The sequence below is a fragment of the Shinella sp. GW835-FHT14H05 genome (genome assembly GCF_058793575.1).
Genome location: NZ_JBXAFY010000007.1, coordinates 310,451 through 326,154, shown reverse-complemented (window position 1 = coordinate 326,154; position 15,704 = coordinate 310,451). Strand labels below are relative to the sequence as shown.

18 protein-coding genes are annotated in these 15,704 nt (G+C 64.8%); 10 read left to right on the top strand and 8 right to left on the bottom strand.

All coding sequences use genetic code 11. From position 1 onward, the window contains the following. Complete coding sequence (locus AC1Q6Z_RS22095) at positions 1 to 795, bottom strand: FadR/GntR family transcriptional regulator (protein WP_492649286.1); 795 nt, start codon at positions 793 to 795, stop codon at positions 1 to 3. Positions 796 to 994: 199 nt separating this feature from the next. Here AC1Q6Z_RS22095 and AC1Q6Z_RS22090 point away from each other — a divergent pair, with 199 nt between their 5' ends. Further along, positions 995 to 2,272 (top strand): DUF3422 family protein, encoded by a 1,278-nt coding sequence (locus AC1Q6Z_RS22090; RefSeq protein ID WP_256118468.1) that lies wholly within the window; start codon positions 995 to 997, stop codon positions 2,270 to 2,272. 1 nt (position 2,273) lies between these two features. On the opposite strand, the gene AC1Q6Z_RS22085 is transcribed toward AC1Q6Z_RS22090, so the two are convergent. Further along, complete coding sequence (locus AC1Q6Z_RS22085; protein ID WP_492649285.1) at positions 2,274 to 2,780, bottom strand: hypothetical protein; 507 nt, start codon at positions 2,778 to 2,780, stop codon at positions 2,274 to 2,276. 60 nt (positions 2,781 to 2,840) lie between these two features. Further along, a complete protein-coding gene (locus AC1Q6Z_RS22080; protein WP_435268617.1) occupies positions 2,841 to 3,737 on the bottom strand; it encodes a LysR family transcriptional regulator in 897 nt (298 codons plus the stop codon). Between the two features lie 106 nt (positions 3,738 to 3,843). Between AC1Q6Z_RS22080 and AC1Q6Z_RS22075 the strand changes: the two genes are divergently transcribed. The 5 genes from AC1Q6Z_RS22075 to AC1Q6Z_RS22055 are packed head-to-tail and all read left to right on the top strand — an operon-like array spanning position 3,844 to position 8,739. Continuing rightward, entirely contained in the window at positions 3,844 to 5,280 is a 1,437-nt protein-coding gene (locus AC1Q6Z_RS22075; protein WP_492649284.1) for an FAD-linked oxidase C-terminal domain-containing protein, read from the top strand. Then, entirely contained in the window at positions 5,277 to 6,491 is a 1,215-nt protein-coding gene (locus tag AC1Q6Z_RS22070; protein ID WP_492649283.1) for an FAD-binding protein, read from the top strand. Before AC1Q6Z_RS22075 ends, AC1Q6Z_RS22070 begins: the two co-directional genes overlap by 4 nt. Positions 6,492 to 6,493: 2 nt before the next feature. After that, the gene (locus tag AC1Q6Z_RS22065; protein WP_492649282.1) at positions 6,494 to 6,913 is read left to right on the top strand and encodes a hypothetical protein; all 420 of its coding nucleotides are present in this window, start codon (positions 6,494 to 6,496) and stop codon (positions 6,911 to 6,913) included. 11 nt (positions 6,914 to 6,924) lie between these two features. Further along, positions 6,925 to 8,223 carry a glycolate oxidase subunit GlcF gene (gene glcF / locus AC1Q6Z_RS22060; RefSeq protein WP_492649281.1) on the top strand — a complete coding sequence of 433 codons (1,299 nt, stop codon included), beginning with the start codon at positions 6,925 to 6,927 and terminating at the stop codon, positions 8,221 to 8,223. Between the two features lie 51 nt (positions 8,224 to 8,274). Next, positions 8,275 to 8,739: a hypothetical protein gene (locus AC1Q6Z_RS22055; RefSeq protein WP_492649280.1), complete on the top strand. Its 465-nt coding sequence runs from the start codon at positions 8,275 to 8,277 to the stop codon at positions 8,737 to 8,739. A gap of 54 nt (positions 8,740 to 8,793) precedes the next feature. Here AC1Q6Z_RS22055 and AC1Q6Z_RS22050 read toward each other — a convergent pair whose 3' ends face one another. Beyond that, a complete protein-coding gene (locus tag AC1Q6Z_RS22050; protein WP_256118476.1) occupies positions 8,794 to 9,504 on the bottom strand; it encodes a L,D-transpeptidase in 711 nt (236 codons plus the stop codon). Positions 9,505 to 9,703: 199 nt separating this feature from the next. Next, positions 9,704 to 10,447, bottom strand: coding sequence for a L,D-transpeptidase (locus tag AC1Q6Z_RS22045; protein ID WP_439616523.1), 744 nt, complete (start codon positions 10,445 to 10,447; stop codon positions 9,704 to 9,706). A gap of 220 nt (positions 10,448 to 10,667) precedes the next feature. Between AC1Q6Z_RS22045 and AC1Q6Z_RS22040 the strand changes: the two genes are divergently transcribed. Further along, positions 10,668 to 11,297 carry a DNA-3-methyladenine glycosylase I gene (locus tag AC1Q6Z_RS22040; protein ID WP_492649279.1) on the top strand — a complete coding sequence of 210 codons (630 nt, stop codon included), beginning with the start codon at positions 10,668 to 10,670 and terminating at the stop codon, positions 11,295 to 11,297. 158 nt (positions 11,298 to 11,455) lie between these two features. Then, positions 11,456 to 11,677, top strand: a complete 222-nt coding sequence (locus AC1Q6Z_RS22035) for a hypothetical protein (protein WP_492649278.1) — start codon at positions 11,456 to 11,458, stop codon at positions 11,675 to 11,677. A 64-nt stretch (positions 11,678 to 11,741) separates the two neighbouring features. Here the strand turns inward: AC1Q6Z_RS22035 and copM are convergent, their stop codons facing one another. From copM to AC1Q6Z_RS22020, 3 genes are all read right to left on the bottom strand, one after another. Beyond that, the gene (gene copM, locus AC1Q6Z_RS22030; RefSeq protein ID WP_492649277.1) at positions 11,742 to 12,122 is read right to left on the bottom strand and encodes a CopM family metallochaperone; all 381 of its coding nucleotides are present in this window, start codon (positions 12,120 to 12,122) and stop codon (positions 11,742 to 11,744) included. 69 nt (positions 12,123 to 12,191) lie between these two features. Further along, complete coding sequence (locus AC1Q6Z_RS22025; RefSeq protein WP_256118481.1) at positions 12,192 to 12,512, bottom strand: hypothetical protein; 321 nt, start codon at positions 12,510 to 12,512, stop codon at positions 12,192 to 12,194. Between the two features lie 39 nt (positions 12,513 to 12,551). Further along, positions 12,552 to 12,974 (bottom strand): hypothetical protein, encoded by a 423-nt coding sequence (locus AC1Q6Z_RS22020; protein ID WP_492649276.1) that lies wholly within the window; start codon positions 12,972 to 12,974, stop codon positions 12,552 to 12,554. 266 nt (positions 12,975 to 13,240) lie between these two features. Here AC1Q6Z_RS22020 and AC1Q6Z_RS22015 point away from each other — a divergent pair, with 266 nt between their 5' ends. After that, positions 13,241 to 13,876 (top strand): helix-turn-helix domain-containing protein, encoded by a 636-nt coding sequence (locus AC1Q6Z_RS22015; protein ID WP_439616527.1) that lies wholly within the window; start codon positions 13,241 to 13,243, stop codon positions 13,874 to 13,876. A 114-nt stretch (positions 13,877 to 13,990) separates the two neighbouring features. Beyond that, the gene (gene hisS, locus AC1Q6Z_RS22010) at positions 13,991 to 15,574 is read left to right on the top strand and encodes a histidine--tRNA ligase (protein WP_492649275.1); all 1,584 of its coding nucleotides are present in this window, start codon (positions 13,991 to 13,993) and stop codon (positions 15,572 to 15,574) included. The last annotated feature ends 130 nt before the right edge of the window (positions 15,575 to 15,704 follow it).

Genomic DNA, 15,704 nt, shown 5'->3' with positions numbered 1-15,704 from the left:
TCAGGCCTGTGGGGATTGGCCTCGCTTTTGCATGCGAAGTTGTGAGATCCTTTGCCATTCGCCGCTGCGTTCGGCGTCGCGGATTGCGACAGCAATATAGTCCATATGCGCCTGTGCGGCATTTCTTGCTGCATTTCCGTCACCCGCCATGATGGCCGCGTAGATCGCCTCGTGCTGGGCGAGCAACTGCCCGCGTGCCTCTTCGGACGAGAAAACGAGGTGACGGTGGAAAAAGATCCCTTGTGCGAGCAGCCGGTAGCAGGCGCGCAGCGTGTGCAGCAGCACGATGTTGTGCGCGGCCTCGCCGATGGCGTTGTGCAGCTCGACATCGGTTTCAAGCTCGGCATCGAAGGAGCCGGTCGCGTGCGCCGCGCGCATCGCCTCCATGATGCGCGTCAGCATCTGCCGGTCGTAGGCGGTGGCGCGGCGGGCGGCGAGTTCGGCGGTAATACCTTCGAGCTCGCGGCGATACTCGATATAGTCCTCCGTCGCCCGCTGGTGGCGGGCGATGAGATCGACGACGGGACGCGAAAAGACCTGGCCGATAATATCGGCCACATAGGTGCCGCCGCCGTGCTGACTGATAAGCAGCCCACGGTTTTCCAGCTCCTTCAGCGCCTCGCGGAGGATCGGCCGTGATACGTCCAGCCGCTTGGAAAGCTCGCGCTCGCCGGGCAGCCGGTCGCCGTCGCGCAGGATGCCTTCGAGCAGCAACAGCTCGATCTGCCGCACGACCTCGTCGGCGGTGCGGCTGTGGCTGATGCGGGCAAAAAGGTCGAAGGCGGTGTCGGTCACGGCGGCGATAGTATCAACGCGGCCGGAAACTGGTCAACAATCTTGTCCAGTCGAAAGCAATTCCAGGAAAAGTGGGAACCGGTTTTCCGTCCGGAATTGCGCAACGCTTGAGTTCTTCAACCTGCGTCAATGCGTCCTATCTTCCGGTCCCTGACATTTGTTAAGAAAGAACTGTTGCACATGAGGGGACGGTGCAGACATGGCAAATGGCAGCTTCGCCTTTCCGCAGGCGACCGCGCGTGCGCAGGCGCTCGGGGAAATTCACGCAAGACCATACGCGCTGGTGCCGGTACCGCGCGTCATCTTCCAGCTCGCCTTCCTGACGGAGGGCGGCTCGGCGGTCGATCATGCCGTGATGGCGGAGCTTTCGCGTTCGCGCGGCATCTCGCCGCCAGGGCGCGATTCCAGTCACCACGCGCTGAGCTGGGGGCAGGGCACGCTGCGCTGGGAGCGGCACACGGAATTCTCGACCTATTTCTGGGATGGTCCGGTGCCGGACAAGTTCGGCGCCGAGGTGGCGGTGCATCCGTTCGGCGACAGCTTTTCGCCGCCCGGCACGCTGATCTCGGGCATCCGGCTGGAAATCCGGCCCGATTCGCCGGAAACGAGAGAGGCCATTGCGAGCTTCGATCCGACGAGCCTCTGTTATAGCGAGATCAAGAACGGCCAGGCGATGATCCTGACCGACTTCCGCCAGAACGGCGACGGGCTGACGCAGATCCTCGTCATCGACCGCGGCATGAACGAGGCCGGGCGCGGTGCGGTCGTGCAGCGCCTGCTCGATATCGAGACCTATCGCACGCTCGCCATGATGGGCCTGCCGCTCGCCCAGTCGCTCTCGCCGGATATCCGCCGCATCGAGGACGGGCTGACCGGCATCACCAATGCCATGAAGCAGCACGCCCGCGACAAGGCGGACGAGCTGCTCACCGAGATCACCCGCCTTGCCGCCGAACTGGAGGCCAACGCCGCCCTCAGCCTCTACCGTTTCGGTGCCAGCCGCGCCTATTACGGCATCGTGCAGGAACGTATCCGCACGCTCGCCGAAACCGCGGTGCCCGGCTACGAAACGCTCGGCTTCTTCCTGGAACGCCGGCTTGCACCCGCCATGCGCACCTGCCAGTCCGTCGAGGAGCGGCAAGCGAACCTGTCGCGCAAGCTCGCCCGCGCCACGGCGCTGCTCAGGAGCTGGATCGACGTGGAGCTGGAACAGCTCAACACGACGCTGCTCAACTCCATGGACCGTCGCGCGAAATTGCAGCTCCGCCTGCAGCAGACCGTCGAAGGCCTCTCGGTTGCGGCGATCTCCTACTATGTCGTGGGGCTGTTCGGCTATGTGGCGAAGGCGGCGCACGGACTCGGCGTGCCGGTAAAGCCGGAAACGCTGACCGGCATCGCGGTGCCCTTCGTCATCGTCGGCATGTGGCTGCTCGTGCGCGCCATCCGGCATAAACATGCCGAAGAGGACAAACACTAGCTTAGGTGGAGAGGTCGCACTGGTAGCGCGGTGCGCCCTCGATCACGGCAAAGCCGGTGTCCCAGCCGAAACCGGAATCATCCTGGGCCGCGAGTTTCTTCTGCGCGGCGATGCCGCGCTCCTTGAAGGCGGCTTCCGCTTCCTTCAGCGCCTCCGTCGGGAAGATCACGGCCTGGTAGCTGAAGCCGCTCGCGAGTTCCGTGATATAGATCTCGATCTCCTTGACCGGCACGCCGCGCCAGGTGCCATCCACGACGGGTAGCGTCACCTGGAGATATTCGTTGTCGGGCTTGACGGTCGGCGCGCCGAAGACTGCCTCGTAACCGGCCGGAAGCGCGATCTCGCCCTCCTTGCGCGCGAAGGCGTAGCTCGATTGGAGCAAGGCGCCGAGCGCATCGCTATAGTCGCAGGCATCGTCGAAACCGTCGAGCAGCGGATCGAGCGGCTTGGCGAATGCCGCCGTCGGAAGCATCAGTCCCAATAGGATCACCGTCATCCTGCTGATCATCGCGCGCCCTCCGCTTGAGATCCGCAGCCTAGCGCAAGGTTTTTGCCGCGCCAATTGCGCTTAGCGTTCCCAATAGGGCAGGGGGCCGTAAAGGTCGGCGAGATAGTCGATGAACAGCCGCACCTTGACCGGCAGGAACTGCCGGCTCGGATAGACCGCCGAGAGCACGACATTGCGCGAGCCCTCATAGTCCGGCAGCACCTGTTTCAATTCACCGCTCTTCAGCGCCAGCCCGACATCCCAGGTGGAACGCAGCGCGACGCCCAGGCCCGAAAACACGGCCTCGCGCACCACTTCGCTGGAATTTGTGTAGAGCGGCCCCTGCGGGCGATAGTTGACGCTGCCTTCCGGCCCCTCCAGCCGCCAGACATCCTGCGTATGCGGCGGCAGGCAGATATGGTTGTTCAGGTCTTCCAGCGAGGTCGGCATGCCGTGTCGGGCGATATAATCGGGCGACGCGCAGAGCACGCGCCGGACCGATGCGAGCCTACGGGCGACCAGCGAGGAATCCGACAGTTCGCCGATGCGGATCGCCAGATCGAACCCGCCGCCGACGATGTCGGAAAAATCGTCGGTCAGCATCAGGTTGACGATGAGCTCCGGATAGGTGTCCATGAAGCCCTTGAGATTGGGCGCGATATGCATGCGGCCGAAGGAGGTGGGCGCGGAAATGCGGAGCGTGCCGCGCACGGCGCCGGAGCGGCCGGAAACGAAGGCCTCCGCCTCCTCGATGCCGGCAAGGATGCCGACGATGCGATCATAAAAACCCTGGCCGGCCTCGGTGAGCGAAATCTGCCGCGTGGTGCGCTGGAAGAGCCTTGTGCCGAGGCGTTCTTCCAGTCTTTTCACGCGCTTGGAGACCACGGCCGGCGAAAGTCCCAAGGCCCGCCCCGCGGCCGACATGCTGCCCATGGCAATGACGCGGGAGAAGATTTCGAGGTCGCCGAGATTGGTCATTCCATCGCATTCCATTGTTGCCGAAGCGGAGAAAATGCTTAGCATTTGCGCCTTGCAATAGGAAGTGGTAAAGAAAACAGACCACTTGACGCTAAGGGGGTGAAGCATGGATCAGATCGGGTTTCTGGAGCCGCGGCCGGCGGTGATTGCCCGCCGCCGGGAGATCGTCGCGGATCTGCTCGATCTGCTGCCGCCGGGCTGCCTCGTGCACGAGCCGCGCGAGCTCGTGCCCTTCGAGACGGACGCCTTCGTTTCCTATCGCCGCCTGCCGCTCGCCGTTGCGCTGCCGGAAACGACGGCGCAGGTCGCCGCCGTGCTGAAATACTGCAACCGCTACGGCGTGCCCGTCGTGCCGCGCGGTGCGGGCACCTCGCTCTCCGGCGGCGCGATCCCGCAGGAGGACGCGGTCGTCATCGGCCTTTCCAAGATGTCGCGTATTCTGGAGGTGGATTACGCCAACCGCACGGCGACCGTGCAGGCCGGCGTCACCAATCTCAACATTTCCGACGCCGTCTCCGCTGACGGTTATTTCTACGCGCCCGATCCGAGCTCGCAGCTCGCCTGCACGATCGGCGGCAATATCGGCATGAATTCCGGCGGCGCGCACTGTCTGAAATACGGCGTCACGACCAACAACCTGCTCGGCGTGAAACTCGTGCTGATCGACGGCACGATCGTCGATCTCGGCGGCAAGGGGCTAGATGCCGGCGGGCTCGATCTGCTCGGTCTCGTCTGCGGCGGCGAGGGCCAGCTCGGCATCGTCACCGAGGCGACGGTGCGGCTGATCGCCAAGCCCGAAGGCGCGCGCCCCGTGCTCTTCGGCTTCGACACATCGGAGGAGGCGGGCGCCTGCGTCGCCGACGTCATCGGCGCCGGCATCATCCCCGTCGCCATCGAATTCATGGACAAGCCGGCCATCGAGATCTGCGAAGCCTTCGCGCATGCCGGCTATCCGATGGATGTCGAGGCGCTGCTGATCGTCGAGGTCGAGGGCTCCGAGGCGGAGATGGATGCGATGCTCGCCAGCATCATCGAAATCGCCGGCCGCCACGGCGTGAAGGTCGTCAAGGAAAGCCAGTCGGCGACGGAAGCGGCCCTCATCTGGAAGGGCCGCAAGTCCGCCTTCGGCGCCACCGGCCGCATCGCCGACTATATCTGCATGGACGGCACCGTGCCGCTCGGCCAGCTGCCGCATGTGCTGCGCGGCACGGCGCAGATCGTCGCGAAATACGGGTTGCGCGTCGCCAATGTCTTCCACGCTGGCGACGGCAACATGCATCCGCTGATCCTCTTCAACGCCAACGACCCGGAGGATGCCGCACGCGCCGAGGCCGCGGGCAACGATATCCTGCGGCTCTGCGTCGATGCCGGCGGGTGCCTGACCGGCGAACATGGTGTGGGCATCGAGAAGCGCGACCTGATGCGCCATCAATATGCCGAAGTCGACCTCGACCAGCAGATGGCCGTGCGCGCCGCCTTCGATGCGCAATGGCTGCTCAACCCGTCAAAAGTCTTCCCGCTCGAAGGGCGCCCCGCCGCATGACGCCGATCCACGAACCGCTCTCCGAAGAGGCCGCCGCCCGCCTCGTCCAGGTTGCCGCCCTGTCGCGGTCGTCGCTTGCCATCCGCGGCGGCGGCACGCGGGGCCTCAACGCTGCACCCGATGGTGCCGACATCCTCTCGACCCGCGGCCTCACCGGCATCGTCGCCTATAACCCGGCCGAGATGACCATGACCGCCCGCGCCGGCACGCCGCTGGAGGTGGTGGAGGCGGCGCTTGCCGAAAACCGCCAGATGCTCGCCTTCGAACCCTGCGACCTGCGCGGTGCGCTCGGCTCCTCCGGCATCCCCACCATCGGCGGCGTCTTCGCCACCAATGCCTCTGGTCCGCGCCGTTTCGTGGCGGGTGCCGCGCGCGACAGCCTGCTCGGCGTGCGTTTCGTCAATGGCAAGGGCGAGGTGGTGAAGGCCGGCGGCCGGGTGATGAAGAACGTCACCGGCCTCGACCTCGCAAAGGTCCTCGCCGGCTCGCATGGTTCGCTGGCGCTGATGACGGAAGTCACCTTCCGCGTCCTGCCGGTGCCGGAAACCGCCGTCACCATCGTCATCTCCAACCTCAACGACGCCGAAGCCGTCGCGGCCATGGCGACCGCCATGTCCATGTCGGTGGAAGTCTCGGGTGCTGCCCACCTGCCGGAAAGCGTGCGCGGCCGTTTCGCCGGCGGCGCCCTGCCGGATGGGGCGGCAACCGTACTCCGCCTCGAAGGCCTCGCCGCCTCCGTCGCCGTGCGGGCGGAAAAGCTGGCAGCAAGTATGGCCAGCTTCGGCCCCGTCGCGCGCCTCGATGCCGATCTCACCGCGCGCCTGTGGCGCGAAATCCGCGACGCCGCGCCCTATGCCGATGGCACGCCGCGCCCGCTCTGGCGTGTTTCCGTCGCCCCCACCGCCGGCCACCAGCTGGTCGCCGCACTTCGCCTCGAAACCGGCGTCGACGCCTATTACGACTGGCAGGGCGGCCTCGTCTGGCTGCGCATGGAAGCCGACCCCGAGGCCGCGCTGCTGCGTCGTTACGTCAAGGCCATCGGTGGTGGGCATGCGACGCTGCTGCGCGCCCGGCCGGAGGTCATGGCCGCGACGGAAACCTTCGAGCCGCAGGCCGATGCGGTCGCGGCACTCTCGGCGCGCGTCAAGGCGAGCTTCGATCCGGCCGGCCTCTACGTCTCTCCCTTAATCGACAGCAAACAGGGAGCGTGACCATGGGACGGCTGGCAGGCGATTCGATTGCGCGGCAGCAGAGACGGACATGGAAGGAGCGCGTCAGGCAGGCGCGCGAGGACAAGGCCGCTTGGGGAAGCCTGCCGGCTGCGCCGCTCGCCGTGCTCGGCGCGGCGCGTCGACAGATCGCGCTGCTCTGGTGGCTGTGCGGCGACACCGGCCCGTCAGCGACCGTCGGCGCGCGAGGGATGCCGCCTTTGACGCCGGATATGCGCGTCCTGATCAGGAAGGGTTATCTCAAGCTGGCGCGCCACGGCAGCTACATGCCCGCCAATCCCCTGCGGCGCGACAATGTGCTCACGATCACGTCGGCCGGGCAACAGGCGCTGGCGGCCGCGCACGTCACCGAAGCCGAGAAGAACTACATCATCGCAGCCCGCAAGAACGGCATGCTGCGCTAGGGAGTATTGCCGTGCAGACCAATTTCACCGCCGAGCAGCTGGCCGATCCGCATGTCGCGACATCGGAAAAGATCCTGCGCAAATGCGTGCATTGCGGCTTCTGCACCGCCACCTGTCCCACCTATGTGACGCTCGGCAACGAACTCGATAGCCCGCGCGGCCGCATCTACCTGATCAAGGACATGCTGGAAAACGGCCGCCCGGCGGATGCGGAGGTGGTGACCCATATCGACCGCTGCCTCTCCTGCCTCGCCTGCACCACCACCTGTCCCTCCGGCGTCGACTACATGCATCTCGTCGATCACGCGCGCGTGCATATCGAGGAGACCTACAAGCGCCCGTTCTGGAACCGCCTGACGCGCAACGTGCTCGCCGCCGTGCTGCCCTATCCCGGCCGTTTCCGCCTGGCGTTGAAGGCCGCCGCGCTCGGCCGCCCCTTTGCGGGCCTCCTCAAGCGCGTAGAGGCGCTGGAACCCTTCGGCGCCATGCTGGAACTGGCACCGCGCACCCTGCCGAAGCCTTCCGACAGCGCCAAGCCCGGTACGCACCCGGCATCCGGCCCACGCCGTGGCCGGGTGGCGATCCTGTCGGGCTGCGCCCAGCCGGTGCTGAAGCCGGAGATCAACGAGGCGACGATCCGGCTGCTCACCCGGCTCGGCGTCGAGGTCGTGGCGCCGGCGGGCGAGGTCTGCTGCGGCTCGCTCGTCCACCATATGGGCCGCGAGGCGCAGGCGCTGGAGGCAGCACGGCGCAATGTCGACATCTGGCTCGGCGAGGTCGAGAAGGGCGGGCTCGATGCCATCATCATCACCGCGTCCGGCTGCGGCACGACGATCAAGGACTACGGCTTCATGCTGCGCCTCGACCCCGCCTATGCGGACAAGGCGGCGCGCGTCTCCGCACTTGCCAAGGACGTCACGGAATATCTGTCGAGCCTCGACCTGCCGCAGCAGGAGGCGCGGGGGCTGACCGTCGCCTATCATTCCGCCTGCTCCATGCAGCACGGCCAGAAGATCACCATGGCGCCGAAGACGCTGCTGAAGAAGGCGGGCTTCGTGGTGCGCGATCCGGCGGAGGGGCATCTCTGCTGCGGTTCGGCCGGCACCTACAACATCCTTCAATCGGAAATCTCCGCCAAGCTGAAGGCGCGCAAGGTCAAGAACATCGAGGCGACGAAGCCGGACCTCATCGCCACCGGCAATATCGGCTGCATCACGCAGATCGCGACCGGCACGGCAATCCCGATCCTGCACACGGTGGAATTGCTCGACTGGGCCTATGGCGGGGAAAAGCCGGCCGTGCTTTCCTGATCCTGTCACGCGCGAAACAGCCAATCGTCCGGTAAATGGCTAGAGCAGCGCGTGCAAACCCGTCCGGAGATCGCCATGCGCCGCTTCCTGCTTTCGCTCGCCGCCCTTGCGGCCCTGTCCTCGCCCGCCTTCGCCACCGGCGGCTTCAGCTGCGCGGTGAAGGACAAGAACCTCACGCTCGATGCGGAAGCCGGCTTCAGCTACAGCATCGGCGGGGGCCTCCTGAATTTTCGCGGCGCTTTCGAACTGCCGAAGAAGCTTGCGCCCAAGGGGCTGGAGCGTGTGACGCTTGCGCCGTCGCATCTGGCGCACGACTGGCTCTACGATGGCGAGCTCCGCCTTCTCCTCCACGCGGAAACCGAAGGCGACCTGCCGTTCGGCTCGGTCGATATCATCGTCAAGACGACGATGACGGATGACGAGACCACCTATGACGGCGATTACAAGCTGATCCTCAACCGGGCCGACGCCGACAGCGTGGAGCGCACCGGCAAGGTCTCCTGCTCGGTCGGCTGAAACGACGATGCCGGCGCGAGGCCGGCATCGAGGCGTTCAATCGGGGTGGCGAGATCAGCCGCCGAAGCCGAACAGGTTGCCGAAGAAATCGACGCCCCGGTCGTTGTAGCTGACGCTGCCCTGGCGGTTGCCGGGGCCGACGACGATGACCTTGGTGCCGATGTCGGCGCGGGCATAGAGATGCTCGACGTCCTTGTTCATCATGCGGATGCAGCCGGAAGACATGTTCTGGCCGATCGTCCAGGGCTGGTTCGTGCCGTGAATGCGGAAGATCGTGTCGCGGCCGCCCTTGAAGAGGTAGAGCGCGCGTGCGCCGAGCGGGTTGTCCTCGCCGCCGGCCTGGGTGACGGGCAGGATGCGGCCCTTCTTGGCCTCGCGGCGGCGCATTTCGGCCGGCGGGGTCCAGCTCGGCCATTCGGCCTTGCGGCCGACCTTCACCACGCCCGACCAGCCGAAGCCGTCGCGGCCGACGCCGATGCCGTAGCGCGTCGCCTTGTTGTTGCCCTCGACATAGTAGAGGAACTTGTTGTTGGTATCGACGATCACGGTGCCGCGCGCCTGGTCGGTGACGAAGCGCACCTTGGTGCGCTTGAACTTCGCCGCGACCTGCTTCTTGCTCTGGTACTGCTGTACGAGCGTGACGTCCGACGTGGTCTCGACCTGGCCGCCTTGACGGGCGGCAGGGAAGGCGCCCGCCGAGGTGGCCGGCATGATCGCCGTGGCCGCGACGGCGGCCGCCAGCAAGATCGATGCGTATTTCCGCATGGTGTATTCCCTCTCAATCCTCAATTCCGAGAGGCTAGCCGAGTCCTGACCGAATTCAAGCCAGCCCACGCGCAGTAAGACGATTGTGAAGGCGGATTTCTTCGGGTTGTTGCACGAAGTCTTGCCATAAAAGCAAAGATCTCCGGCCGCGGGGCGACCGGAGATGCTCGATCGGCGTCTGTCTTTACGGCGGCTCGCCTCAAATCACGATGACCTTGGTGCCGACATTCACGCGCTCGTAGAGGTCGACGACGTCCTCGTTGCGCATGCGGATGCAACCGGAGGACACCGCGTAGCCAATCGTCCAGGGCGCGTTTGTGCCGTGGATGCGGTAGAGCGTCGAGCCGAGATACATGGCGCGCGAGCCGAGCGGGTTTTCCGGGCCGCCCTCCATGAAGGCCGGCAGGTAATGGCCCTTCTCCGCCTCGCGGGCGACCATCTCCTTCGGCGGCGTCCAGCTCGGCCATTCCGCCTTGCGGGTGATCGTGTGGGCGCCCGCCCATTCGAAACCAGGCTTGCCGACGCCGACGCCGTAACGCCGCGCCTTGCCGTCGCCCATCACGAGATAGAGGAAGCGGTTATTGGTATCGATGACGATGGTGCCCGCCTTATGCTCGCTCTCGTAGGAGACGATCTGCGGCAGGTACATCGGGTCGAACTTCGACTTGATCGGGTTCTTCGCATGCGTCGTCACTGAAGCCTGCTCGACGCGGGCGGCGCCATCGCGGCGGATGACGCGGCGCTGCTGCACCTTCTGGCGCTGGAGGATGCGGCGCGTGTTGACAGCGGGCTGCACGCCTTCGCCGGTGAGCTGCATCACCCAGGGCGCGGTGAGATCGGGGCTGATGACGATCGGCGGGCGGCTCATGTACCGGTCGTTCGCCTGCGCCACCGTGGTGGTGCACAAAAGGGTCGCTGCAAGAAGGGTTCGTATCAACAACATCGGACGTACTCGCTACTGATCGTCGCCGGGATGCGCCGCCACGATTGAAGGATGCGGCGCCGGTTCGGAAAGAATGCTTGCACTGTCGGATGAAGCGAATGGTAAACGGCCGTTCATTCAATATGCACGATGCCGATAAAGCTTTGAGTAGGGTTATTGCCGGCTTTCCAAATGTGGTTGATGAGTGGTAAACCGGAACAAAAAGGCAACGGAGACAGCAATGACGGCACGGGGACTTGTGGAAGGCGACGACGGGCGCGTGCGCTGCGCGTGGCATGGCAATCTGGAGGACTATCGCCGCTACCATGACGGCGAATGGGGCCACCCGGTCGTCAGTGACCTGCGCCTCTTCGAGAAGATCTGCCTTGAAGGCTTTCAGTCGGGCCTGTCCTGGCTCACCATCCTGCGCAAGCGCGAGGCCTTTCGCGCCGCCTTTGCCGGCTTCGATTTCGACAAGGTCGCGGCGTTTGGCGAGGAAGACATCGCACGCTGCCTTGCCGATACCGGCATTGTGCGCCACCGCGGCAAGATCGTCTCGACGATCAACAATGCGCGGCGCGCGCAGGCGCTGCGCGACGAGTTCGGTACGCTCGCCCGTTATTTCTGGAGTTTCGAGCCGGGGCCGGAGGAGCGGCCGGCGCTGGTGGATTGGGAGACGATCGCCGCCAACCCGACGACGCCCACCTCCGTGCGCCTGTCAAAGGACCTGAAGAAGCGCGGCTGGACTTTCGTCGGCCCGACGACGGTCTACGCCTTCATGCAGGCGATGGGCCTCGTCAACGACCATATCGAGGGATGTTTCTGCCGCGCTGAAGTGGAAGCGGAGAGGAAAGACCTTGAAAGGCCATAATTCCGGTATTGCCGTCACAAATATATCTTTGATTCTACAACGAATCATGTAGCTTATTATAAAGCGGCAAAATCATACATCGGTAGTCTGGGGTCGACGTGCGCGGGGGTAGTCGCGGCGTGCCGCTTTGTGCTGAATGATTTGGCATGAGGGGAAACATGACGCCAAACGCACCTGCATTCGATGAATCTCCACTTGAGATCTGGGCCTGCGACAAGGCCCAGGAGATCATGCTCCGGGAAGGTTTTCGCCTCATCCGGTCGGCCCGCAACGGCAGCAACACCGAAATTCGCGAAACGAGCCTCCTGATGGCCCGTGTCATCGCGGCCTCGCTGGTCGAGGCCTCGGCGGCCCATCGGGCACAGCCGGCCGGCGAATAGGTATCCGGAAGGCCCGCCGGGTAGCCGGCGGGCCTCCTTGTTTTGCTTCTTTACTTGGCGTTGATTACTGGGCGTTCTGCGCCAGCCACTCCTGCATCATCTTGATCTCGCCTTCCTGGGCGGTGATGATGTCTTCCGCGACCTTGCGCATCCCCTCATCCTTGCCGTATTCCAGCTCGATCTTCGCCATGTCGATGGCGCCCTGGTGATGGGCGATCATGCCGCGCACGAAGTCCACATCGGCATTGCCGGTGAACTCGATGTCCATGCCCGCATGCATTTTCGCATTGGCCTCGACGAAGGCCTTGCTGGGCGCGCTCTGGTCGCCCTTGGGGCCGCTCATCGTCATGGCCTGATGGGCGGAGTGGTCGGCCTCCTGGGCGAAAGCGGGCAGGGTGAAGGCGAGCGCCAGCGCTGCGCCGAAAAACAGGGTTTTTGCGTTCATTGTCTTTTCCAGTTCTGAAAACGGTTGATGGCCGGGTGCTAGGCACCCGGTTGTTCACTCAAGCGTCGTTCAGGCCCGGGGAGGCGGATCGAGCGGGGGAAGCGCCAGGCCCGCAAGCTGCGGCGTGGCGGCGGAGACGCGGCCCGAAATGTCGAGCGTGCGGTTCATCGGTTCCAGCCGCGCGGCCTCGATTGCGAAACAGGCGGAACAGGCAAGCGGATGGGCGGCGGGTTTCGCCTTGCCGTGCTCGCTGCCGCCGTCGTCCCCGGCCATCTGGTGCATCGCATGCATGCCGGCCGTTTGCCCGGCATTCAGCGTCGCTGCGACCACCGGCACCCAGCCGGAAAGAACGGCGCCCAGAATGGCGAAGACGAAGAGGATCTGTCTCATGCCCCGAGAGATAGGCGCTCGCAGCCGAAAAGAAAAGGGTCAGTTCAGCCTGCCGCGCCGATCCGGCACCGTCTCCATGCAGACGCGGGCGATGGCGAAGGTGCCGTGGATCGTGCCGTCGGAACCGTCGATCGTCTCCGACTGGCCGAAACAGAAGACCGGCCGATGCAGGCCCGGCCCCGGCCGGATGGTGGTCGAGAAGCTGAAGGTGGTGGAGGCGGTCGCCGCATCCTCCAGCGCCTGCAACACCTTCTGCCAGTCGGCAGGGTCGTAGAGATGGATGAGGTCCATGATGCCGCAGGGCGTGGTGGCGGTGCCGTGCAGGCTTGCCGCCTGCGGCCCCAGCCACACGAGGCCCGTCGCTAGTTCCGCGCTCCATTCCTCGCAGACGAAGAGATTTTCCAACTCGCGGGGATCGATACCGATGAACTGCGCCACGGAGGCGAGACGGTTGGATGTCATTGTCGATTTCAATGCCATTCGGTGGTGTCCGAGAGCGTTCGACCAACCCTGCCCGGCACGGTCGCGGCGCGTAAATTATCAGCCATTTTCGGCTGTCGCCAATCGGTAAAAGTACGGGTTTACGTTCCCGCTTATCCAAGTACAGCTACCCAAGGTTAGCTGAGCTCAAAGGTAGCCGACATCGAGGGCGGCTGAAAGCGAGGCAACTGGTCGTTTACTCGACCACAGGGCGTGGAACTGATCTTTCTCACTCCGCAAGGTTGAATTTGCCCCATTTCGTCCTCACCACCGGCCACGACCTCGTCGACCAGCTCCGGGCCTACCGCCTCAAGGTCGGGCTGACGCAGGACGACATCGCCTGGAAACTCGGCTTTTCCCCCACCACCGTCTCGCGCTGGGAGCGCGGCGTCGCGGCACCCGACCTGCGCGCGACCGGCGCCATCGTCGATTTCCTGCGCCGCGCCGATGCGCAGACCGAACGGCGCCTGCTGAAGGCGATCCTGACGGCGCGCGACAGCCGCAATCTCTGGGAAGGCCGCGACATCCGCTATCTCGGCGGCTCGCAGCAGGAATATCGCGAAAGCCCGGAAATGCGCGCTGTCGTCGGCACCAGCATCCGCGGCTACCTCACCGGCCACTATCGCGATTGCCTGGAAGACAAGGCGCTGGTCGCCAGCCTCTATGCCCGCGAGATCGCCAGCATCCAGATCTATGGCGGCACCGCGCTCTCCACGACGTCGATCCCCGACGGCACCGTGCAGATGAAGCGGCTCTCCTTCCAGTCGGAGATGCGCGGCATCATCCGCGGCGATACCCATTCGGTGCTCATTCCCGCCACGGAAGCCCCGACCGCCTCCGCCGTCATCGTGCATAGCTGGGATACGCTGCTGCGCCGGCCTTGATACTGGGCTGCGATACTGGGCCGCGCTTATATCGGCGGTGATCTCGCCCTTGCCGCGGCACCCCCAATCCGCTAGGGAAACCGCAACGGAAATACAGGAATTTCGGGCATCCCGATGAGCGAAAAGCAGAAAAAACCGCAGAAGCTGAAAGCCCGCCTGCCGCGCGGCTTCGTTGATCGTGATGCCGCGGATATCCGCGCCGTCAACGAAATGACCGCGAAGATCCGCGAGGTCTACGAGCATTACGGCTTCGATCCGGTGGAAACGCCGCTTTTCGAATATACCGACGCGCTCGGAAAGTTCCTGCCGGATGCCGACCGCCCGAACGAGGGCGTCTTCTCGCTGCAGGACGACGACGAGCAGTGGATGTCGCTGCGCTACGACCTGACGGCGCCGCTCGCCCGCCATGTCGCGGAAAACTTCAACGAAATCCAGCTTCCCTACCGCACCTACCGCGCCGGCTACGTCTTCCGCAACGAGAAGCCCGGCCCGGGCCGCTTCCGCCAGTTCATGCAGTTCGACGCCGATACGGTGGGCGCTGCCGGCGTGCAGGCGGATGCCGAAATGTGCATGATGATGGCCGACACGATGGAAGCCCTCGGCATCGCCCGCGGCGACTACGTCATCCGGGTGAACAACCGCAAGGTTCTGGATGGCGTTCTGGAAGCGATCGGTCTCGGCGGCGAGGACAAGGCGGGCGCTCGCCTCAACGTGCTGCGCGCCATCGACAAGCTCGACAAGTTCGGCCCCGAGGGCGTGAAGCTGCTGCTGGGCGCAGGCCGCAAGGATGAGTCCGGCGATTTTACCAAGGGTGCGGGGCTGAATGACGCGCAAATTGGCGATATCATGCAATACGTTCAGTCGGCGCCCCATCAACTAACGCCCTCTAAAGAAAACCCAGGCAGCTTCAATTTGGAAGAGGACTCGCAGTCTTCTAACAGAGCGGTTGTCGAAAGGCTCCGTGAGGTCTTCGGCCACGGCGGAGCGTTGCTGTCGGCCGGCTTGGACGAGTTGGAGACCATCGCATCTCTATGCGAAGCGGCGAAATACGGTAGGGACCGCATCAAGATCGACCCCTCGGTCGTCCGCGGCCTCGAATATTACACCGGCCCCGTCTTCGAAGCCGAGTTGCAGTTCGCCGTCACCAACGAAAAGGGCGAAAAGGTCGTCTTCGGCTCGGTCGGCGGTGGCGGGCGGTATGATGGCCTCGTCTCGCGCTTCATGGGCCAGCCGGTGCCGGCGACGGGCTTTTCCATCGGCGTCTCGCGCCTGATGACGGCGCTGAAGAACCTCGGCAAGCTCGGGCAGAACGAAGTGGTCGCTCCCGTGCTCGTCACCGTCATGGACGGCGATATCGAGAGCATGGGCCGCTACCAGCGCTTCACGCAGGAACTGCGCAAGGCCGGCATTCGCGCCGAAATGTACCAGGGCAACTGGAAGAAGTTCGGCAACCAGCTGAAATATGCCGACCGCCGCGGCGCCCCCGTCGCCATCATCCAGGGCGGCGACGAACGCGCCGAAAGCCTCGTGCAGATCAAGGACCTCATCGAGGGCAAGCGCCTCTCCGGCGAGATCGAGGACAACACCTCCTGGCGCGAGGCCCGCGTGGCGCAGGTCTCCGTTCCGGAAGCCGAACTCGTCGCAAAGGTCCGCGAAATTCTTGATGCGCAGGCTGAAGACCGGGCGCGGGCTGGCTGACGGCGATGGGTGTTTTCCTGCTGCACCCCCCTCTGTCCTGCCGGACATCTCCCCCTCAAGGGGGGAGATCGGCAAGGCGCAGGGACATTGCCCAGACCGCGTCGTCCGTGATGGGCAAAGCGGTGCGCCA